Genomic DNA, 20231 nt, shown 5'->3' on the forward strand with positions numbered 1-20231 from the left:
AAAGAAAGAACAACAGCCGTTGTGGTAATACGTAAAAAGTTAATAAAATCACACCTTTTTACAAAGTGTATTCCCCTTTTTTAATACATTTAAAGTTAAGACTGATTATAGGAGGTTCTAAAGTGCAAGTGAGAATATCACTTAGAAAACACAATAAATAATACAAATATGGAACTTTTATGAAATTCGTTCGTAAAAGATATAGGAGGCGATAATATGGATATATCAAGTGTTAATTGAGCGGACGTAGCTTTTCAAATCTTTTGGTTAATTTTATTGGTTTCTTTAGGTTTGTTTATTTATAAAGTCGTTCAAGTTAAAAAAAGAAATAAACGTTTTGTTAAGAATGAATGATCCTTTTATACATAAAGATGTGAATGGAGTATTCAAGCAAAAGAGGTGTCTTTTTGAGAAAATTGATAAAAAAATATTCATTTATCTGTACAGGATTCTTATTTGGTTATTTTCTTTTACTGATTTTAGGCTTAGATGTTTCTATTAGTATGTTTAAAGTGTTTATACCAGTAGCAGCTGTAGGACTGTTGCTTGGAGAAATTATAAATATGACTTTTAATCATCATCAGACTAATATGAACTAACATTATAATTCTGCTCAAAAATTACATAAAAACAAATAAAAGCATAAGACAAGAAAGGTAGAGTATATATGGCTTGTTGCAATCATTGCAATTACAAATGGAACGCTAAAAATGTATGGTTACTTGGGTTTTCTAAGAAAGGAAAGAAGTGTCCTAAATGCCATACCAGACAATTTATCTCCTTTAAAGGTGCTGGTCCTTTAATGGGGCTAGGTTATTTAAGTGGGATTGTTGCTATATCTCTTATTGGTTTATTTCCGTTTATCGTAAAGCTAACAGATAAAGAAGAGCACAGATGGAAGTAAATTAAAAAAGCAAAGAGAATATTAATATTCTCTTTGCTTTTTTCTTGGTTTTACATTCATAGAAGCCATATAGTAAATCAATTATAAAACACCTTTGTTTTACTACTTAATTCTCTTTTTCTGATACCACTTCAGCTTTACCTGGCCAGAAAGCAAATCTTCCTAAAACCGTAGTGATCGCAGGTACAAGGAATGGTCGCACAATAAATGTATCTAACAGAACACCTAAAGCCGTGATAATTCCGAACTGAACCAGAACTTGAATAGGCAGTGTTGCTAGAACCGCGAATGTAGCAGCTAAAATAATTCCAGCTGATGTGATAACACCGCTTGTTTCACTTACGCCTTCTTTAATCGCTTGTTTTAACGGCATGTATTTCTTTTTCTGCCAGATGCTTGAGATCATAAAAATATTATAATCCTCACCAAGCGCCACTAAGAATACAAATGCGTATAAAGGAATCGCTCCTTGGATAGCATCTGCTCCCATGATATTGTGGATGATGAGCCAGCCTAAGCCTAAAGCTGCACTGTAAGAGAGGATAACGGTTCCCACTAAATAAAGCATAGCTACAATAGAACGCAAGTAAGCCACTAGCAGCAGCGATATAAAAATAATAATTAACGGGACAATAATACTGTTGTCTTTATCACTAACAGTCATCGTGTCATATTGCGTCGCTGTTTGACCGCCAATCCATACTTTGGATTTTACTGAGGAAACTCCGGACTGTGACAGTGCCTTTTCGGCTGCATCTTTCAAGTCTGGAATAGCCTCCATAGCTGTTATACTATATGGATTTACATTAAACGTGACGTCATATACCTTTAAATCCTTATTACTTTTACCGCTTTGAGGTGCAGAAACGGTACTAATAAGATCGTTTTTCTTTAACTCTTTTTCTAGATCTACCGATTTTCCTTCTGTATCAATTACTACTTGTGCTGGTGCTAGTTCACCAGGAGAGTAAGCGTCAGAGATAATCGTAAATCCTTCACGAGAAGGCATATCTTCAGGGAAAGAAGACAATAAATCATACGTGTACTTGATTTGACTAGAGTATATGGATAAAGCTCCAAAAAAGACTAGACAAGCTACAATGATTGTCCATGGTTTAGTCGTAACCACATTACCGATCCAATTCCCGAAACGGTTTTTCTCTTTTCGGTCACGCACCGGTTTTCCTTTCTTTTTCGCCAATTCTTCTTCCATTTCGGGAGTGCGAGGAACAAAAGGATAAAAAGAACCTCTTCCCATAACTGCAAGAAGGGCAGGAATAAGAGTTAAGCTCGCTAATCCCATAACCAGAATAGATAAACTAAACGGGATTGCAAAACGGTGGTAAGCCCCGTACTTTGCCACGATTAAAGCTAAAAGAGAGATGACAACCGTAAAGCCACTCATCGCTATAGCACCTGAAGCACCTTTAAAGGCGTTGATAAGTGCTTGTCTCTTATCTTTTACTTTGCGAAGCTCATCGCGATAATGAGAAATTAAAAATAAACAATAGTCTGTTCCGGCTCCAAATAATAAAACGGTCATAATGGATATGGACTGTGAATCGACCGTAATCCATCCTTTATCTGCTAAAATACCGAGAATTGGACTCAGAACCCCATAGGCAAAACCTACACCAATTAAAGGAATAATCGCTAAAATTGGGGAACGATAAATGACAAGAAGTAAAATTAAGACTAATAAAACTGTCGCAATTAGTAACGAAACGTCTGCTCCTTCAAATAAGCTCGTTGCATCTACTTGAATTCCTACAGGACCGGTAACGCGCGTGCTTAATTTATCTTTTTCATCTATATCCGTCGCAAAAGAATCGTATGAAACGTTTTCTTTTACTTGTTTTTTAATCGTATCTAGATTTTTTTCTAGTACATCCGTCTCAGCGTTTTCTTTAAAGAAAATAGGCTGTACAAGCGTGGTACCATCTTTTGATATCATTTTTTGTAAAGCTGCTAACGGTAATTTATGCAAAGGCGGTGTAGACGTTTGTTCTTCTAATGGTTTTTTTTCTAAAGCTGCCGCCATTTGCTGAATAGATTTTAGATCATCGTTTTTCAAACCTGATTCTTTGTGCCATGTAAGTAAGGCAGGAACCCCTGATGAGTTAGGGAATTCTTTCTTTATGAGATTTTCAGCTTCTACGGAAGGTGAATTCTCACTTAAGTTGGGTGCATTGTTCACTTCCGTCTCATTCACGGCAGGCCAAGCAATCGTTAGGACTACAGTGGCCAGAATCCATACGGCAATAACAACCCATCGACTCACTTTCCCAGTCATAAATCGGCTGAATGTTGCTAAAGGTGATTCTTTCATTAATTCTCCCTCATTTCCAAATCTGTTTGTTTCTATTACAATATATATAGAATCTTCAATAATTATATATACCAGAAGGTTAATTAATCAACTAGTTTAAATGTGGCAATTTCTTGAACTAGAAGGAGGCCCTCTTATGAATACTGATAAGACACCAAAAAAAAAGCCTGGCAGACCCAAAATAACAACTGAAAATAATATAACAAGAGAGCAAATTTTAAAGACTGCTGCCCATTTATTTATGGCATATGGATATGAAAGAGTCTCAATGGAGCAAGTAGCTGAGGCTAGCGATGTGACTAAGGCTAGTGTTTACTACTACTTTAAAAATAAGGCCACTTTATTTACCGTTTCGGTATCAAGCATGTTCCAACGTATTACAAAACAGACAGAGAAATTATTACAAAATTCCAAAGGGCTGAAACATAGATTATACGAGGTAACATTGGATCACTTAAAGAGACCGCATATTGATTTTGAAACATTATTGCAGGAAGCTACTTCTTCGCTTACAGAAGATCATATTCATGAAATTCGTGAAGCAGAGAAAGCCATACATCAGGCATTGGAGAACGTATTCAAACAAGCTGCAAACAACGGTGAAATTGTCGTAACAAGCCCTCGCTTGCTTGCGCATACATTTTCTATGGTCACAATGATTCGGAATAAAAAAGAATTAATAACTGAATTAGGAGGCCCTGAAAAAACGGCTCAGGCTCTAGTAGATCTTTTTTGGGTAGGGATTAGTCCTAATTGACCTGTTTTATTTCATGGTACAAAGAAGAAATAAAGAACGGCTAAAAAATATTGATGAATATTTTTTAGCCGTTCTTTTCATTGGTCGCAAGCACTTTGTAAAAAAAGCCTGAAATAATAGCGATTACCTATTAACCATCCAACTTATAGAGATGTTGGCCCGAAGTTTTCATTAATCATGTAAAAAAGCGACGTTATATGATAAAAAACGTAAAAATTTAATAATTTGGTTTTTATTTGTATTTAAAGAAGTATTTTATAGAAGGTTAGTGTTAAAATAATGAAAATCCTATCTTTTAGGGTTGCCTTTAGCATATATGGTTATTCTATTGTAAACAAAACCTTTAGCATAGCAGCTTACATTTTGGAAAGGGGAGAAGCGGATGGAATCTATTTGGCTCGAATACGTATGGGCATTATTGATTCTAATTGGATTAGAAGGGTTATTATCAGCTGACAATGCTCTTGTACTGGCAGTTATAGCCAAGCATTTACCCGAGGATCAGAAAAAAAGAGCGATTAATTACGGAATTCTGATGGCATTTATTTTTCGATTTGGAGCTCTTTTTGCCATTTCATTTATCGCCAACGTCTGGTGGATACAGGCCATAGGAGCCGTTTATCTCCTGTATCTAGGTTTGAAGCATGTCATTCAGGCGCGGTTTGGGAAACATAATGAGAATATTCATGATGATGATGAGAAGGAGTCTGCTGGAAAGGGGTTCTGGCCAACAGTGGGGAAAATTGCGTTAGCTGACCTTGCTTTTGCCATAGATTCTATTTTAGCTGCAGTGGCCATAGCTCTTGGGCTTCCGGATTCACAGTTTGGAGAAATCGGTGGGATGGATGGAGGACAGTTTGCAGTTGTAGTTCTTGGAGGAGTTGCAGGTCTTATCTTAATCAAGTTTGCAGCAACCTGGTTTGTAAAACTTCTCGAAAAGCGACCTGCCTTAGAAACGACAGCATATGCAATTGTTGCCTGGGTCGGTGTGAAACTTGCGGTTATTACTTTTGCGCATAAAGATATCGGGGTTTTAGATTCTCATTTCCCTCATAGCACTGCTTGGACACTGATTTTCTATGGAGTATTAGTTGGTATCGCGCTATTGGGTTGGTTTGCACCGGGCAATAAGTCATCAGAAAAATCATCGGCTTAAAAGTAATCGAGCGTAATGCGCACCCTGAATTTACTAATTACCCTTACTCTTCCCGTCAAAATGGATCCCTATTTCAGCATTTGAAAGGATGTTTAGATTCTATACAAAAGTGAGTTTTGCTGGTTCAGGCCTAACGATCAAGTGCGTTAACCCAAGCAGGGTTAGCGCACTTTTTAATTGAAACGATTGTGAAAACGAACTTAGTTATTTTATTTATTATTTTTGTTCCCTTTACGATAATCAGTAAAGCAGGAAATCAAGAAAACCCCCAAAAAAAACAATGAACTAACTTAATTTTAAGTCCGTACGGTTAAGGTGTAGACTTATTTTTATGATTTGCAAAATCGTTTTTTTTTTGGAAATTATTCTTGGAAACCTTGACTTAAAGCTAACTTTAACTTGCATTAAAAAAGCAATTAGATAAAGCCATCGAACTTCATTTTTGATCCGTAAGTATAATGATTTGCAAAATCTTAGATGTTTTACAATACGTCAATTCCAGTACTTTAGGAGTAATATAAGTAGTAGCGCTATCTTCATATTGAACAAGGCTATAAAGCTTTTTTTTATTTCAAGTATATTCATAAAAGCACTTCTTTCCGTATTTTATGCTATAATAATCCCTAGTTTTTTAGTTTGTATAGAGAGGTGTAAAACAGAATGATGCCAAAATATCTGCAAGTAGCTGGCCAAATTGAATCTGATATTACTGAGCATGTTTATCAAAAAACAAATAAACTTTTGACTGAAGATGAATATGCAGCAAAGTATCAGGTGAGCCGTAATACAGTACGAAAAGCAATTGAAATTCTCGTGAATAAAGGATATGTATATCAAGTTCAGGGCAGCGGTGCATTTATTCGTAATCATCACAACAATGGATACGTTAATCTTGAAAAGCTACAAGGAGTTACCAATGATTTTAGTGACCGCCTTGTAGAAAACAAGCTGCTAGATTTTAAATTAATTAATGCGGATGAGGAACTAGCCCAAAATATGGGATGTAAGATTGGAACACCTATTTATTATGTAAAAAGGCTAAGATATGTTGATAGTGATCCATTTTCAATTGAAACTTCGTATTTCAACAAAAATCTTGTTAAATACCTTGATGAAAATATTGTGAAAAAATCGATTTATACATATTTACGCAATGACCAGCAACTAGCAATTGGTTTTGCAGATCGTGTTATTCGTGCCGATTATCTTATGTGTGAGCAAGCTGATTTATTGGGATTAAAAGAGAATGATCCGGCTTTGGTGGTAGATAATACGGTTTATTTAATAAACGGTGCAATATTTGATTACTCACAGTCAGTGCATCACTTCAAACATGTAAAATTGCTAAAAGTATCAAATATGAAAGGTAGTTAAGGTGCAAAGAGAGCTCAGGGCTCTTTTTTTTTGTCTGAAAATAAAAAAATAGTTTACATATGAATCTGAGTGAGTTATTATAAATTTATAAAATTTGTACCAACAAATTAGATTTGTACTTATGAAAGGGTGTACATATATGGTTGAAGAATCGATTGAGATTAGCTCTGAAGATATCTTTGGATTAATTGCATTTTCAGGTGATGCTAAAGCGAGCTATCACGCTGCTTTACATCTGCTCAGAGAAAACAAAGTAAAAGAGGCAGAAGCAGAAGTAGTAAAAGCGAATGCAATTTTAAACGAAGCACATGCTATTCAAACAAAATTTGTCACACTAGAGGCCCAAGGAAAATCGGCACGGGTTGGTGTATTGATGGTTCATGCCCAAGACCATTTGATGAACACAATCTTAGTGAAAGAGCTATTGGATCATATGATGACCATGCAAAAAGAAATTAACTTATTGAAAGGGATGAATTGATATGGTGAAGATTGGATTATTCTGTGCAGCAGGTATGTCTACAAGTATGTTAGTGGAGAAGATGAAAGCGTTTGCTGGTGAGCGTGGTGTAGAAGCTGAGATTGCAGCTTACCCTGAGTCAGAGATGGAAAAGTATGTTGATAATATCGATGTTGCTTTATTAGGTCCTCAGGTAAAGTATTTGTTAAACAAAGGAAAAGCTGTTTGTGAACCAAAAGGTGTCGCTATTGATGTTATTAACACGGTGGATTACGGCATGATGAATGGTGCAAAAGTACTTGAACACGCGATTAAATTAGCGAATAAATAAACGGGGTGAATGATTTGAAAATGCCAAAAGATTTCTTGTTCGGCGCAGCTTCAGCTTCTTATCAAGTAGAAGGGGCATGGAACAAGGACGGTAAAGGGGTTTCGAACTGGGACGTCTTCTCAAAGATTCCCGGTAAAACATTTGAAGGAACAAACGGTGATGTGGCCATTGATCATTATCACCGATATAAAGAAGACATCGCACTTATGGCAGAGATGGGATTGGAATCGTATCGGTTTTCCATTGCCTGGACACGTATTCTTCCCAACGGTATAGGTGAAGTAAATCAAAAAGGATTGGAATTCTATAATAATGTCATTGATGAATGTTTAAAACACGGAATTGTTCCGTTCGTCACATTGTATCACTGGGACCTTCCTCAAACGCTTGAAGAAGAAGGCGGCTGGCTAAATCCTAAAACAGCCAATGCATTTGTCACGTTTGCTGATGTTTGTTTTAAAGCATTCGGCGATCGAGTACGGAATTGGATTACCTTTAACGAAACGGTTATCTTTTGTTCGTTAGGCTATTTAACCGGTGCTCATCCACCAGGAATTGAAGGGGATGCGAAAGCATACTTTCAGGCGACACATAATGTGTTTGTGGCTCATGCCCGTGCGGTTGAACTTTTCAAACAGTCAAGCTATGAGGGGGAAATTGGCATTACTCATGTTTTTAACCCGGCGTTTAGCATTGATGAAGACGAAGAGAACAAATTTGCAGAAAGACATGCGAATGCATATTCGACACATTGGTATTATGATCCAATTTTGAAAGGAGCTTACCCACAATATGTAATAAAAGAGCTCGAAGCTAAAGGGCTACTCCCGCAAATGACAGAAGAGGAACTGGATTTGCTTCATAGAACGGCACCTATGAATGATTTCATCGGATTAAACTATTACTGCCCACAGCGCGTAATGAAAAACGATTCAGCCCTCGTATTGTCTGGTGGACGTGAGAACTCAACAGGTAAACCTGGAAACCCTTCATTTGACGGTGTATACAAAACAGTCATGATGGAAGAAAAGGTATATACCAAATGGGGATGGGAAATTGCTCCTGATGCTTTTCTAGAAGGGATGCGTATGCTTAAAGAACGCTACGGGGACATCAAAATGTATATCACGGAAAACGGTTTAGGAGATGAAGATCCTATCGTTGGTGAAGAGATTCATGATCAACCTCGAATCGACTATATTGAAAATCATTTAAGCGCTGTCAAAAAAGCTGTCATGGAAGGAATTAACGTCTCAGGATACTTTGCATGGTCTGTCATTGATTTGCTTAGCTGGTTAAATGGTTATAAAAAACAATACGGATTCATTTATGTCGATCACAAAAATAATCTTGCAAGAAAACGAAAGCAGTCATTCTTTTGGTACAAGGATATTATCGCTACACGCGCAGAAGAACTTTAAGGAGGTACCCCTATGGGTCGCTTAGAAAGTGTATTTGAAAAGTTCACCCCGTTCTTCCTTCGATTTGCAAATGCAAAACCAACACTTGCAATTAAGGATGGGTTTATTTTAACAATGCCGATGACAATTATCGGCTCTCTCTTTCTATTAATTCTCGCTGCCCCGATTCCAGGCTGGGAAGAGGCTATGGTGAAATTCTTTGGAGAACAGTGGAACCTTCCACTTACCCAGGTTGTCGGTTCTACATTTGATATTCTGGCTCTTATTGGTGTGTTTGGAATCGCTTATTCATACGTCCGGAACGAAAAAATTGAAGGTACGCCAGCTGGTATTTTAGGTGTAGTTGCCTTCCTTATTATCACTCAGTCCTCTGTCTTGGCAAAAAGCGGAGAAACCGTCACAGGTGTTATTCCCAAAGTTTGGACCGGCGGGCAGGGTGTACTAGCCTCGATTGTAGTTGGTCTATTTGTTGGCTTTGTGTATTCGCAGTTTATTAAGCGTGATATTCGTATTAAAATGCCAGAAGGTGTTCCGCCAGGCGTTGCGAACTCGTTCTCTGCACTAATTCCTGGGTTTGCCATCATTACAGTAGCTGCCATTGTCTTTGGATTATGCCAAGCTTTTGCAAATAAGACATTCACTGAAATTGTTTATAAACTGCTGCAAGTACCCGTGCAAAATTTGACGGACACGCTTACTGGTGCAGTTCTTATCATGGTCTTAATGTCACTTCTTTGGTGGTGTGGAATTCATGGTGCTGCCATTATTATGGGAGTAATGGGACCGCTTCTAACAGCCAATGCTCTACAAAACCAAGCAATATTGGATTCTGGTAAAGAGCTTGTTGTAGGCGAAAATGCTAAAGTTGTAACCATTCAATTCCTGGATGTATTTACGAAACTAGGAGGATCAGGTATTACCATTGGTTTTATTATTGCAGCTCTTATAGTGGCACGGTCATCGCACTTAAAGCAGCTCGGTCGATTATCTTTAGCTCCTGGATTATTCAATATAAACGAGCCAATCATTTTTGGTATGCCAATTGTATTTAACCCAATAATGTTTGTTCCTTTTATTGTTGTTCCTGCAATCGCATCATTTATGGTTTACTTCTCTATCATTTGGGGATGGGTAGAGCCTTTCAATGCACTTCAGGTTCCTTGGACCACACCGCCGGTTATTTCTGGCTTCTTGATTGGCGGCTGGAGAGGGGCTTTATTGCAAATAGTAACCATTGCGATGTCAGTGATGATTTATCTTCCTTTTGTCAGAATGCAAGATAGTATTTCTTACAATGAAGAGCTCGAAGCAAAAAAACAATCAGAAAGTAATATTGCTTGAAACAACTAAATAAAGAATTACCCCCCGTATACTTTTATAGGGGGTAATTCTTTATTTATGCACTTATAATGAAGTTATAGTCAATATTTTGAAGAAGAAAGTAGGATATACAATGAAATTTGTATTAGCTTGTGATATTGGTGGTACCGATTTAAAAATGGGGAAATTTTCTATTTCCGGTGATCTTGTTGAATCCGTAAAAATACCTCTAGCCAATAGGAAAGGGCAGACTATTCTTACTCAAATTGAAAGCCGAATGAATTGTGATGTAGTAGGGCTAGCTCTAAGCATACCTGGTTTTATTAATCCTAATACAGGTTTTATTGAAATGGGCGGTGCTATTGAAGATTTTAATGGGTTCAATATCTTTGCATATTTTAAAGAACAATTTCCTGATTTGGCAATAAGTGCAGAAAACGATGCGAATTGTGTAGCTCTAGCAGAAAAATGGAAAGGAAGTGCAAAAGAAGAGACTGACTTTCTTTGTCTAACTATTGGAACAGGAATTGGAGGCGCAATTTATTTGAACGACGCTCTTTATAGAGGGAGACGTAACCGATCTGGTGAGTTTGGACATATGTTCAGTGAACACGTTACGAGTGATATTGCAGAAAATCATAAATTTAACAAAACAGCTACGCTGGCGGTTATTCGCCAAAAATATGCAGAGTGTATGAATATACCTTTTCAAAATGTCTCAGGTGAACAAATCTTTGAAGCTTACGACCAAGGGGAAGAAGTGGCATCGCTTCTGGTTAGTGACTTATATAGTGGATTGGCAATGAACATCTTAAACTTATATTATGTGTTTGCTCTTCCTACTTTTTATATCGGGGGAGGGATTACTTCAAGAAAAACATTCATAAACGAATTAAAACAGAGAATCTTAGAAATTGATCCAGCATTCTGTGCTGTTATCAGATCTACTAGTTTTGGAAATCAATCAGGTATGATTGGTGCAGTTTACCATCATATTGCGTCTCGAAAAACGTTGGAGTTAATTTGAGACTAAACAATAGAGCTATGACATGTACAGACCATAATGAAGAGATTTTCATCTAGATAAGGTATAGGTAGAGAATTGAGTGGTTTATAGGTCAATATCAACATAAAGATTTAAATAAATAAGCATAGCTGAAGTAAGCAGCTGCGCTTATTTATTTTTGCAAAGACCGCTCGTTAAAATGCAAAATGAAAATGTCCCTGCATTTATGAAAAAACACTGGAGTAGATAGATAAAGCCTACCTACACATAAAAGAATAATCATTGGTAAAAGGGTTATGTATCTCAAGTATGACTTCTCCGCCTTTATCGTAACATTGTGAACTGATGCTTTCGATTTGCTTGCTGTTAAAATAACTAGCGCAATTTACTAATACGGAGATGACAAGTAATAAGGTTAGAATAATGAGTAGTATGTCTTTAAATCTTATTTGAAAAGTTGATTGCAATTTTATGCTCCGCTCTAATTGATAAAACTCTACCATTCGTTATTCTACAGACAGCGTATTATTCCATATGACTAGTGAACAGTAATATGGATGTCAAAAATAGTAGAAGAAGAACATATAGTACAGATATTGTACCTAATTTTAAGACAAGTAGATTCATCATAATAAATAAAACACTGATAGATAAAAAAAGTCTGTACACGAAATCTAGTCTCTTATTAGCAAAAATATATCTCTTAGTGTTTTCTGAAGACTTATATCTTTTATCTATTACGTTTGTGCTAACTACTATAAATGCAAGGATGGACCATGGTATAAAGCTACTTTTACTGATAAGTAAATATACGGAAAACACGGCCAATAAGTAAGGAAATAAACGATGCTGAACATATCTTTGACTCATCTACACACATCACCTTTTCTAAAATTGGTATTTGCATTAGACATCTACTCAATAACTGTTCTCATTTAAGTTTGGTTATTCACTTCCAATTCGTTCACTCCTTAAGAATAGTTCAGGTTTGAGTATACCATAAAAGGTAATAAAATCCTTTTAATCTATAATATTGATAATTTTAAAATGATTTCATATGTTTTAGAGACCAATTACAATACAAAAAAGGTAGTGCATGTTGCATTACCTTTTTTTGTACGTTTATTTTTTATATCTATGTAACATCGAATGGATCATGATAAAGAAAAAAAACGGGCATGTGGCATAATATTCTGCGCAAATCTTATCTTTCCATGTTAGGTTCAACTAACTTCTGCTTCCATGTAACGAAATCCAAAAAACGTGTAATATGTGACACGGTAATTTTTAATTGATTTTTGTTTCACACTATTCCACTGATGTCCATTCGGCTTTGCTTGGTAACTTTGCACCATAAACTTATCCAGTGGTCCAAGTGACCACTTTCGAAAATTTCCTTCGAGTTCTTCTACTTTCTTTTTTTCTTCTGATGAACCTAAAGGGCATGCTTCATTAGCTGTTATTCTTGGTATACCAATAGCTAAAACAATAATAACCCCAACAAGAATGCTCCAACTCAAAATCCGCTTTTTCGTATTGGATATTTCTCCCTTTCTATTTTATTGCTTTATAGACAACTGGTGAGGAAAGCTTAATCAATGTAGACGGCTCTCCAAAAGCCATAGATTCATCAATAAATGTTTCCAGAGATTGAACGGAAGTAGTTAAAACTTTTACTAGATAGTTGTATTGACCCGCCAAACGATGACATTCGATAACCTCAGGGTGTTCTTTACAATATTCTACGAATTGCTTGCATTTTGTATTGCTGTATAAAATAAAAGCAGTTACAGGTTTGTTGAAATTTTCAGGGTTAATTATTGCTCTATATCCATCTATTATGTTTTTCTCTTCAAGTTTTTTTACTCTTTCATTAACAGCAGGAGTAGATAAGCCAACCAGCTTTCCCAACTGTGTAACGGACAAACGAGCATTCTCTTGTAGATGTAGTAATATATTTTTATCAATTTCATCCATAAAACATACCCCGCTTTAAATTATAAATTAAAATCATGAATTTTCCGTCAATATTAAAGCTATTAATTAGTAATACAATAAAATAAATATGTGAAAATAGAAATTTATACAATACAATTTAATTATATCAAAAGGAGGGATTTAATGGCTTTAGAAATGAGAAATACATGCGAAAAGTGCAATAAGAAGCTCCATAATAGCTCTGTTGCTTATATCTGTACACATGAATGTACATTCTGTGATAAATGTAGTGAAAGTGCGATGTATATTTGTCCTAACTGTGAAGGGGAGCTGGTCAAGAGACCAAGGGGGCAAGAAAATCCGCTAAGTTGCTCATTAAATTTCTCATAAATTTAGACACAATACTGTATAGATAGTGCAGTCAGAACAGCTACAATCAATGGAATGGATGTGACATTAGTGGGGGATGGACATTCAACAACGGACAGTAATGGTTTAAGTGCTGAACAAATCATAAAGCATTATAAGGAAACTTTACATGGTCATTACAACGTTGAACACTTTTCGATTGTCAGAAATGCAGAGGAAGACTTGTTTCATCCCACACATTATTCATAAAGGAATAGTACACAACTAGAATAAAGCTCTAAAAGTGTTTAATGGACGCTTTTTAGAGCTTTATTTCTGCATTATGTCTCAATCTAAGCAGGAAAGCCTCCTGTTGGCGGTGGCCATGCTCCGTTTAATCTTCTCATAATGACAATTTCACCGAGATGATAGCTGTTGTGAGAAGCAATATTACGCAGTAATCCCCCTGGGGTTTCACTTGGCCAAGCATCCAGAGGTTCTTCGATTGATAATGTCTCAGCTAAGTGACAAGCTTCGTCAATTCCATCACAAAAATGCTGGATCGTCTTTTCCCATTCTTCCTCATCAACCGGAGCAGGATGTTCAGGCCAGCTTTCACTTACACTTTTCGGTCTCTCAGGGTTTTCTCCTTTAGCAAGAGCAAGTAAAAAGTCTTGCCAATAGCTCATATGCTTCACTAATTGATAAATAGAGTAAGGTAATTCCTTTTGTTTATGTGAAGCAAGTTCCATATTAATGTCGGTTATTGCATTAATTGTTGGAAGATGACCTCTTTCACCTCTGAGTGATTTGATAAGTGCATCACGAAATGCTGTATTTGTTTGTGTCATGTTTTTCAGCCTTTCTTCTTCAAAGTCATACGCTTTTAACAGTCTAACACAAATCAGTTTAATATATGTACTTCTGTGATTAACGACTTACTATAACAAAGCCACTAAAATAAATAGTCTCAATCACAATTTTTTGTTTGTAAATCACCTTTATATGAAGAAATATGGTTTAATATAAAATATATAGAAATAAGTAGAAAAAGGTACCCTTTATGGAAAGTGAAAAAGATTATGTGATTTTGAGAAAGACGATAACAACTCTTTCTACAAGCTTTATTTTAGCGTACCTTTTGACAGTAATAGGTCTGATCCAACAGCTAACTAACGGAGAAGAACTATCGTATCATACTGGAAATGACATGGCAGGGTGGTTCCTTGTATATCTTTTTTATGTAGGGGTAGTTATTGCTGTATACGGAAATTTTGTCTCAGTTATACTGGACGCTATTCGAAAGAAATGGCTTCCCAACATGAGGTGGCTATTTGTCTTCTTCCATGGCATATTAGGTTTAATTAACGGTTTGTTTTTTCAAGATACATATTTGGCTTATTACGGGATGGCAGCTGCTATGTTATATGCATGTATAGATTGGTGGGTAGAAAGAAGAATTGACAGGGAAAAAAGTACAAAAGTATTGCTAATCATACCTCTTATTCTTTTACTTCTCAGTTGGAGTATATTCGAAGCGCTATCACCTAGCCTTCCGCCATTTACCCAAGAAGGTGCAATAGAGTTTGCGGCAAGTGGTGAAGGAACAGATATTGATTTATTTCCTGCTAAAGTTGGAACATGGAGAGGAACTTTTAGAGGGTATCAAATCGAAAGAACAACTCGTGCTAAAAAATTAAATAACGAGTTTTATCTAGTGACGTTTGAAGAAAACTGGACTAAAGGTAAACAAAAAGGACGCTATATAATGTCTTATAAAGTAGATCGCACCAGTGTCTCAGGGTATGGCGGAAGTGGCACAACACCTCCTTATTATGAGAAGGTATTAGAACAATAAAATAGTAAAAATTAAGTTTATGAATAAAGGAGCTTTGATCTATGTCTAAAATTTCTCTAGCAGAGGCTGTGAAATTGAAAAGTGTATTATCAAAACGAATACACGAATTAGAAGAAGAGATGGACCGTGTTGCATTTGTAGAGATTGAAAAAGGGGAGAAGATTCCTCCTCAAGCTCGATCACTATCTCATGTTGAACAGGATTTAGAGGACATTCGAAAGGATTTGCGTCTACTTGATAAATTAATGTATCAAGCCAATATCCAAAATAATATTACTTATAATGAACACAAACTAACAATTGTAGAAGCGATTGAATATGCCACTCAATTACGTGCTAGAGCAAGAAAATACAAAGAGTTTGGTTCATCATCTAAAGAAGAATATCCTTACTATGGAGAAGGGGTATCCATTATTAAAGTGGCTACATTTGATCCTGAAGAATATCGTCTAAGAGGTCTAGAGGTTGAAAAAAAAGCAAACAGATTATCGAATTTAATTAACGCTAAAAACTATCAAATAGAGTTAGAGTTTGATGGAGATAAATATTTTTAATCCTTGAAGAGGTGAGACTCCCTTCAAGGCATAGAAGGAGAATGTTTAGTGTACTCAAAGTACTATTGTGATGGCAAGTGATAAAACCAATAATCCAATGACCCATTACACTGTTACAACTTACCAATAACCAACTATAGCAATGGACGGTCGATGACCAATACCTCCTTGTTTTTAACTCCTTCTATGGTGCCCTTACTTATAAGTTAAGTAAGGGCCTTATTTATCTTATTTCTATTAGAAAACTTTCAGTATAATAACCCCTGTAATAATAAGAGTAACGGAGATAATCTTTCTTTTGTTTTTTGATTCTTTAAATATATAAATACCTAACAGCGTTGTACTAGCAATCGTTAGCCCTGCCCATATAGCAAAAACAATACCCATTTCAAAATAGTGTGTTGTTAGAGAAATGAAATAAATACAAGCAATGAACAATAAGAATGCACCTATCGTGGGAACAGTTTGTCTAAAGCCTTTAGATAGTTTTACACACATTTGCCCTGCAATGCCTAAAACTAAGCCAATCGTTAAAAATACGTATCCCATTACGCTGCCCTTCTTTCTTTAGAACTTCCTTTAATGTTAAGAGAAACTGCACCAATTACAATAAGAGAAACTCCTAAGATTTTAGATAAGGAAATAGTTTCATCAAAAAAAATAATACCTGTGACAACAACAAGTACGGTTGCACCTCCTGCATATAAAGCACTTGCTACTCCTACTTCACCTTTGGCGTTAAGGAGCATATAAGCAGCAATCGAAGAACAATAAAATAGTATGGCAAAAACAGTCGGAACAAAGTTTGTGAATCCATTTGTAAGATTAAGAAAAAATACTGCGATTACCTCCAAGATGATGGCAAGAAACAATAGTAAATAAAACAATCAGATTTCCTCCTTTTAGTCACCTCATTTTAAGAACTTTATGTAATGGCTACTAAATAATTGCAGTAACAATTGGATGTCATTATTTTATCTAGAGCTTGATATCTTGTAAAATAATGATAAATGATTGTAGATATCACTATTGTTAATACCTAAATGAATGTAAGTGGAAAGAAGGATGTTTATGGAAGTAGAGGATATACGTATATTTATGGCTGTGGCAGAATACGGCAGTGTAAGCCTTGCTGCTAATAAGCTAGGTTATGTCCAACCAAATGTAACAGCACGTATTCGATCTCTTGAACGAAAAATTGGACACCCATTGTTTCATCGTCACAGACGCGGAATGACATTAAATGTAGAAGGTCGAAAACTTTTAACGTACGGAGAACAAATGATGAGGCTAATGGATGAAATACAGAAAGCATTTCAAGATGAGCGTAACCTTGTTGGATCATTATGTATTGGATTAGTTGAAACGGTAGTAGGGTTTCCTGAAATCATTTCTTCCTATCATAATAAGCACAAAAATGTGGATATTTCTCTAGTATCAGGAGTAAGTACACAATTAATAGAGAAAGTTCTTAAGTTCCAGCTAGACGGGGCATTTGTAGCAGAACCAGTAAATGTGTCAACGCTTGATCAAATTCCGGCTTTTGATGAAGAAATTGTACTTGTATGCAGTGCAAATGAAAAAGGTAAGAAGCAGATTGAGTCTGCTAGAGAGTTACTACACTTACCATTCATCTTATTTAATGAAGGCTGCCAATATAGAGAAAGGCTACAGCAATGGTTAAAAGAAGAACAGATTGTATCCCCGAAAATTATGGAATTCGCTACACTCGAAACGATTATGGGAGCAGTGATTTCGGGCCTTGGTATGACACTTATAGCCCGGTCATTAGCGGAGAGATATGAGAGAGAAGGGGTAGTACAACTCTTTTCAATACCTGAGCCTTACAGAGACCTCAGGATTGTATATGTTCGTCGTTCTGACTCCTATCTAGGCGTAACTGAGCGTGAATTTATAAAGACAATTAGCGAAGTAAGAGAAAGGAAAAATCAGAAATAATCAGACTGTTTTTCGTAAAGATCTTTTTTATTTAGCCTATGTTTAGGATGAATATACCAAGTGCTAATTTGAGCAGTAAAAGTGAGCTTTTTAATATCTAAAGAGGATTACGCTGCTTAACTTTTTATATGGTATACATCTAAGAAACGTGTAAAGGAGCAGCTTCAGTGAAGATAGGGGACAAAAAATTTGCGGAACGAGTACTGAAGCACTTACTTATTAGCAGTCAAATAGATGGCGTGAAATGTGGGCTTAATAGCTCTGTAACTCTATTGTATTTTACTAACTATAATAAAAAAGATGATAGTGATTTTGTATTGAATATCGAAACAACTTGGACTGTATATCCTGAAGCCCGCGATACATACCCATCATCAGAAGATGAAGTGCCTTTCCATACAGAAGAGCAATATTTTAAGCATATTTGGGATATCAGGAGACAAAAAGTAGTAAATGTTCAGCTGGATGCCGTATCGCCTCATCTTATCATTTCTCTAGAATCGGGGAGAGTATTATTTGTGAACGGTCATGATCCTAACTATGAATGCTGGCAATTAGGAGACCCTTTTGCAGGAAGTGATTGGCTTTTAGTTGCAACTCCGGGGGATGACATAGCTGTTTGGTGTCCTGAGGAGTTTGAATGAGGGTTATGTTAACTATTCTTACATGTTGTATACAGAAAAATTACTAAGGGAAATGTTAAAATAAAACTAAAATATGGAGTGGAATTCATGAATACGATCCTAGAGAGCTTTTATGACTTAAAGGAAATACTGAGTTCTTTTAATAATCTTCATGAAAAGTACAATTGGCTGTTGACTGATTTAGATGGATCTTTTCCAGATAAGTACCTTGATTACTTTACTGATTACAGAATTTACAACAATGGAACGAGCGGCAATACATATTGGATTACAGGTGAAAATCTAACGAAGCTTGCTAATAAAGAGGACATCTATTTTATATGGGGAGTTTTTTCTGCCTTTAATAAGAAAGAAACTATAAATTTAGATATGCTTAAAGAAGAGCCTTATGCTGATGGTAATCCGGGTTTTTGGATTGAAACACCAACAATTCAGCACCCTAAAGCAATTATAGAATTAGTTTTTTGGGACTCATCTTTAATTTTACTTTTGAGCAAGGACGAAGAAATATCTAGGAATTTTAGAAACAAGTTTGCAAAATGGAAAGACCTAGACAAGTATAATAACGAATAGTTTCATGACGTACATGTACTATCGGAAGATTAACTAACTAGAGGTAGGAGGGGAAAGTTGATGATTGATAATAGGCTACGAAAGATAAAGAATCATGAAACCGATGATTCTTTATCTGAGCTTACGGATACGGAAGTTTTATTAAATTTTCAGCGTGCCATTACCAGCTTATATCCCCATCTAATACGCATACATGCTCATGCTTATGAATCATGGGATGATATTGTCATCCCTTTATTTTATGAAATGGTTTATAAAACTTTTTCGTTTAAATATGGCGTTGAGATTATGGCAGATGAAGCACACCCTTTTTTGTTTACTTTAAGGTGCTACGAAGGTATTCATCATATCCAGTGTCTTCCCAAAGCGTCATCGTTTCAAGGGATATTGAATAATGAGAAATTTGGTGTTAGTAAAGAGAACGTGGAAGGGAAAAGGCTTATTTTTAAGTCTTTTGGCGATAGTATTAATTGTTTAACAATGGGTCTAGATAGTGAGGATGTTCATGCTGTTCATTTTAATCTGGTTGAGGTAGATGTAGTATGTGCTCAGTCTAATAAATGTATTGATATTGACGGGTGTACTACATTTTTTATTCATAAAGACAATGTAGAATTTGAATTTGTCGCTGAGACTTTTAACCAGAAGTTGCAAAAATAAAAAGGTGATTAATCTTAATGCCATAAACAAAATAGATTAATACATTCTAATTGTTTAGCTACTTACTAAAAGGAGAAAAGCATGAGAAAAGCAATTAGATCAAAATTAGACAAATTAGTGGGCTTAAATGTAAGATGCGCGGGGAGAGCCTCAAATTTGTTTTGGCTAGGGTTTGGAGAAAAGATTTTAGTAACCAGAAGGGGTAAAACGGAAGAGGTAGCTGAATACGCTTTACATATTCAATGTTCATGGCGTATTGTCAAAGGTAATAAAATTGTAGTAGCCTCACGGGATTTCTATTCTCCAAGAACAGGATTGGATGATGAAAATGAGTACTTTGAATGGGATGTCCAGGGAAATAATCGATTCGATGAACGAATTGAATCTTTTATAGAAGGTATAAACGAACACACGATTGTTGAAAGAGTTGACTCGGATGAAGTAGGAGGGCTAAAGATCTTTTTATCTCAAGGTTATTTAGTGGAGGGATTTCCGGATACATCAGAAGACGATGAGTATAGTGAGTTCTGGAGACTTTTCAACCGAAAGGAAGACAGCCCTCACTTTGTTGTCACAGGAAAAGGTATTGAAAACGAGTAATCGTATAATTAAAGAAACGAAAAAAGCACAAACCCGTTG

23 protein-coding genes and 1 pseudogene are annotated in these 20231 nt (G+C 35.9%); 18 read left to right on the forward strand and 6 right to left on the reverse strand.

Going from position 1 to position 20231, the window contains the following annotated elements; translation table 11 throughout:
- Positions 1-407 precede the first annotated feature (407 nt).
- Complete coding sequence (locus AC1VNJ_RS20985; RefSeq protein WP_033578587.1) at positions 408-599, forward strand: hypothetical protein; 192 nt, start codon at positions 408-410, stop codon at positions 597-599.
- Between the two features lie 411 nt (positions 600-1010).
- Here the strand turns inward: AC1VNJ_RS20985 and AC1VNJ_RS20990 are convergent, their stop codons facing one another.
- Complete coding sequence (locus AC1VNJ_RS20990; RefSeq protein ID WP_328132719.1) at positions 1011-3233, reverse strand: MMPL family transporter; 2223 nt, start codon at positions 3231-3233, stop codon at positions 1011-1013.
- A gap of 136 nt (positions 3234-3369) precedes the next feature.
- Between AC1VNJ_RS20990 and AC1VNJ_RS20995 the strand changes: the two genes are divergently transcribed.
- From AC1VNJ_RS20995 to AC1VNJ_RS21030, 8 genes are all read left to right on the forward strand, one after another.
- On the forward strand, positions 3370-3990 hold the full coding sequence (locus tag AC1VNJ_RS20995) for a TetR/AcrR family transcriptional regulator (RefSeq protein ID WP_033578589.1): 621 nt from the start codon (positions 3370-3372) through the stop codon (positions 3988-3990).
- 382 nt (positions 3991-4372) lie between these two features.
- A complete protein-coding gene (locus AC1VNJ_RS21000; RefSeq protein WP_033578590.1) occupies positions 4373-5146 on the forward strand; it encodes a TerC family protein in 774 nt (257 codons plus the stop codon).
- Positions 5147-5806: 660 nt separating this feature from the next.
- Positions 5807-6520 carry a GntR family transcriptional regulator gene (locus AC1VNJ_RS21005; RefSeq protein ID WP_014460689.1) on the forward strand — a complete coding sequence of 238 codons (714 nt, stop codon included), beginning with the start codon at positions 5807-5809 and terminating at the stop codon, positions 6518-6520.
- A gap of 139 nt (positions 6521-6659) precedes the next feature.
- Complete coding sequence (locus tag AC1VNJ_RS21010) at positions 6660-7001, forward strand: PTS lactose/cellobiose transporter subunit IIA (RefSeq protein WP_482641254.1); 342 nt, start codon at positions 6660-6662, stop codon at positions 6999-7001.
- A 1-nt stretch (position 7002) separates the two neighbouring features.
- On the forward strand, positions 7003-7311 hold the full coding sequence (locus AC1VNJ_RS21015) for a PTS sugar transporter subunit IIB (protein WP_014460687.1): 309 nt from the start codon (positions 7003-7005) through the stop codon (positions 7309-7311).
- 14 nt (positions 7312-7325) lie between these two features.
- Positions 7326-8732, forward strand: a complete 1407-nt coding sequence (locus AC1VNJ_RS21020) for a GH1 family beta-glucosidase (RefSeq protein ID WP_033578592.1) — start codon at positions 7326-7328, stop codon at positions 8730-8732.
- Between the two features lie 12 nt (positions 8733-8744).
- Positions 8745-10073, forward strand: a complete 1329-nt coding sequence (locus AC1VNJ_RS21025) for a PTS sugar transporter subunit IIC (protein WP_047751254.1) — start codon at positions 8745-8747, stop codon at positions 10071-10073.
- 112 nt (positions 10074-10185) lie between these two features.
- Entirely contained in the window at positions 10186-11079 is an 894-nt protein-coding gene (locus tag AC1VNJ_RS21030) for an ROK family protein (protein ID WP_482641255.1), read from the forward strand.
- 1202 nt (positions 11080-12281) lie between these two features.
- Here the strand turns inward: AC1VNJ_RS21030 and AC1VNJ_RS21035 are convergent.
- Together AC1VNJ_RS21035 and AC1VNJ_RS21040 are read right to left on the reverse strand one after the other, a co-directional pair.
- Complete coding sequence (locus AC1VNJ_RS21035; RefSeq protein ID WP_482641256.1) at positions 12282-12578, reverse strand: hypothetical protein; 297 nt, start codon at positions 12576-12578, stop codon at positions 12282-12284.
- A gap of 34 nt (positions 12579-12612) precedes the next feature.
- A complete protein-coding gene (locus tag AC1VNJ_RS21040; RefSeq protein ID WP_047751251.1) occupies positions 12613-13035 on the reverse strand; it encodes an Lrp/AsnC family transcriptional regulator in 423 nt (140 codons plus the stop codon).
- Positions 13036-13179: 144 nt separating this feature from the next.
- Here AC1VNJ_RS21040 and AC1VNJ_RS21045 point away from each other — a divergent pair, with 144 nt between their 5' ends.
- On the forward strand, positions 13180-13386 hold the full coding sequence (locus AC1VNJ_RS21045) for a DUF1272 domain-containing protein (RefSeq protein WP_014460681.1): 207 nt from the start codon (positions 13180-13182) through the stop codon (positions 13384-13386).
- Positions 13387-13392: 6 nt separating this feature from the next.
- Positions 13393-13614: pseudogene (locus tag AC1VNJ_RS21050) on the forward strand (cysteine hydrolase); the annotation flags it as partial.
- A gap of 83 nt (positions 13615-13697) precedes the next feature.
- On the opposite strand, the gene AC1VNJ_RS21055 reads toward AC1VNJ_RS21050, so the two are convergent.
- Positions 13698-14195 (reverse strand): DinB family protein, encoded by a 498-nt coding sequence (locus AC1VNJ_RS21055; RefSeq protein ID WP_047751249.1) that lies wholly within the window; start codon positions 14193-14195, stop codon positions 13698-13700.
- Positions 14196-14407: 212 nt separating this feature from the next.
- Between AC1VNJ_RS21055 and AC1VNJ_RS21060 the strand changes: the two genes are divergently transcribed.
- Together AC1VNJ_RS21060 and AC1VNJ_RS21065 are read left to right on the forward strand one after the other, a co-directional pair.
- On the forward strand, positions 14408-15202 hold the full coding sequence (locus tag AC1VNJ_RS21060) for a hypothetical protein (protein WP_367032709.1): 795 nt from the start codon (positions 14408-14410) through the stop codon (positions 15200-15202).
- A gap of 41 nt (positions 15203-15243) precedes the next feature.
- A complete protein-coding gene (locus AC1VNJ_RS21065; RefSeq protein ID WP_367032708.1) occupies positions 15244-15756 on the forward strand; it encodes a DIP1984 family protein in 513 nt (170 codons plus the stop codon).
- A gap of 237 nt (positions 15757-15993) precedes the next feature.
- Here the strand turns inward: AC1VNJ_RS21065 and AC1VNJ_RS21070 are convergent, their stop codons facing one another.
- Positions 15994-16305 carry a DMT family transporter gene (locus AC1VNJ_RS21070; protein WP_482641257.1) on the reverse strand — a complete coding sequence of 104 codons (312 nt, stop codon included), beginning with the start codon at positions 16303-16305 and terminating at the stop codon, positions 15994-15996.
- Positions 16305-16643: a DMT family transporter gene (locus AC1VNJ_RS21075; protein ID WP_033578604.1), complete on the reverse strand. Its 339-nt coding sequence runs from the start codon at positions 16641-16643 to the stop codon at positions 16305-16307. Before AC1VNJ_RS21075 ends, AC1VNJ_RS21070 begins: the two co-directional genes overlap by 1 nt.
- A 184-nt stretch (positions 16644-16827) precedes the next feature.
- Between AC1VNJ_RS21075 and AC1VNJ_RS21080 the strand changes: the two genes are divergently transcribed.
- From AC1VNJ_RS21080 to AC1VNJ_RS21100, 5 genes are all read left to right on the forward strand, one after another.
- On the forward strand, positions 16828-17715 hold the full coding sequence (locus AC1VNJ_RS21080; RefSeq protein ID WP_482641258.1) for a LysR family transcriptional regulator: 888 nt from the start codon (positions 16828-16830) through the stop codon (positions 17713-17715).
- 167 nt (positions 17716-17882) lie between these two features.
- On the forward strand, positions 17883-18359 hold the full coding sequence (locus tag AC1VNJ_RS21085; protein WP_482641259.1) for a hypothetical protein: 477 nt from the start codon (positions 17883-17885) through the stop codon (positions 18357-18359).
- Between the two features lie 87 nt (positions 18360-18446).
- Positions 18447-18932 (forward strand): hypothetical protein, encoded by a 486-nt coding sequence (locus tag AC1VNJ_RS21090; protein ID WP_251438955.1) that lies wholly within the window; start codon positions 18447-18449, stop codon positions 18930-18932.
- Between the two features lie 60 nt (positions 18933-18992).
- Complete coding sequence (locus AC1VNJ_RS21095; protein ID WP_063246994.1) at positions 18993-19592, forward strand: hypothetical protein; 600 nt, start codon at positions 18993-18995, stop codon at positions 19590-19592.
- A gap of 81 nt (positions 19593-19673) precedes the next feature.
- Positions 19674-20192, forward strand: coding sequence for a hypothetical protein (locus AC1VNJ_RS21100; protein ID WP_098627280.1), 519 nt, complete (start codon positions 19674-19676; stop codon positions 20190-20192).
- Positions 20193-20231 lie beyond the last annotated feature (39 nt).

It is taken from the genome of Priestia sp. 3CA3 (assembly GCF_056836725.1).

Bases quoted from the DNA above. Each gene is read 5' to 3' on its own strand.
- AC1VNJ_RS20990 (WP_328132719.1), bottom strand. From the start codon at position 3,233: ATGAAAGAATCACCTTTAGCAACATTCAGCCGATTTATGACTGGGAAA.
- AC1VNJ_RS20995 (WP_033578589.1), top strand. From the start codon at position 3,370: ATGAATACTGATAAGACACCAAAAAAAAAGCCTGGCAGACCCAAAATA.
- AC1VNJ_RS21000 (WP_033578590.1), top strand. From the start codon at position 4,373: ATGGAATCTATTTGGCTCGAATACGTATGGGCATTATTGATTCTAATT.
- AC1VNJ_RS21005 (WP_014460689.1), top strand. From the start codon at position 5,807: ATGATGCCAAAATATCTGCAAGTAGCTGGCCAAATTGAATCTGATATT.
- AC1VNJ_RS21010 (WP_482641254.1), top strand. From the start codon at position 6,660: ATGGTTGAAGAATCGATTGAGATTAGCTCTGAAGATATCTTTGGATTA.
- AC1VNJ_RS21015 (WP_014460687.1), top strand. From the start codon at position 7,003: ATGGTGAAGATTGGATTATTCTGTGCAGCAGGTATGTCTACAAGTATG.
- AC1VNJ_RS21025 (WP_047751254.1), top strand. From the start codon at position 8,745: ATGGGTCGCTTAGAAAGTGTATTTGAAAAGTTCACCCCGTTCTTCCTT.
- AC1VNJ_RS21030 (WP_482641255.1), top strand. From the start codon at position 10,186: ATGAAATTTGTATTAGCTTGTGATATTGGTGGTACCGATTTAAAAATG.
- AC1VNJ_RS21040 (WP_047751251.1), bottom strand. From the start codon at position 13,035: ATGGATGAAATTGATAAAAATATATTACTACATCTACAAGAGAATGCT.
- AC1VNJ_RS21045 (WP_014460681.1), top strand. From the start codon at position 13,180: ATGGCTTTAGAAATGAGAAATACATGCGAAAAGTGCAATAAGAAGCTC.
- AC1VNJ_RS21055 (WP_047751249.1), bottom strand. From the start codon at position 14,195: ATGACACAAACAAATACAGCATTTCGTGATGCACTTATCAAATCACTC.
- AC1VNJ_RS21060 (WP_367032709.1), top strand. From the start codon at position 14,408: ATGGAAAGTGAAAAAGATTATGTGATTTTGAGAAAGACGATAACAACT.
- AC1VNJ_RS21065 (WP_367032708.1), top strand. From the start codon at position 15,244: ATGTCTAAAATTTCTCTAGCAGAGGCTGTGAAATTGAAAAGTGTATTA.
- AC1VNJ_RS21070 (WP_482641257.1), bottom strand. From the start codon at position 16,305: ATGGGATACGTATTTTTAACGATTGGCTTAGTTTTAGGCATTGCAGGG.
- AC1VNJ_RS21080 (WP_482641258.1), top strand. From the start codon at position 16,828: ATGGAAGTAGAGGATATACGTATATTTATGGCTGTGGCAGAATACGGC.
- AC1VNJ_RS21090 (WP_251438955.1), top strand. From the start codon at position 18,447: ATGAATACGATCCTAGAGAGCTTTTATGACTTAAAGGAAATACTGAGT.
- AC1VNJ_RS21095 (WP_063246994.1), top strand. From the start codon at position 18,993: ATGATTGATAATAGGCTACGAAAGATAAAGAATCATGAAACCGATGAT.
- AC1VNJ_RS21100 (WP_098627280.1), top strand. From the start codon at position 19,674: ATGAGAAAAGCAATTAGATCAAAATTAGACAAATTAGTGGGCTTAAAT.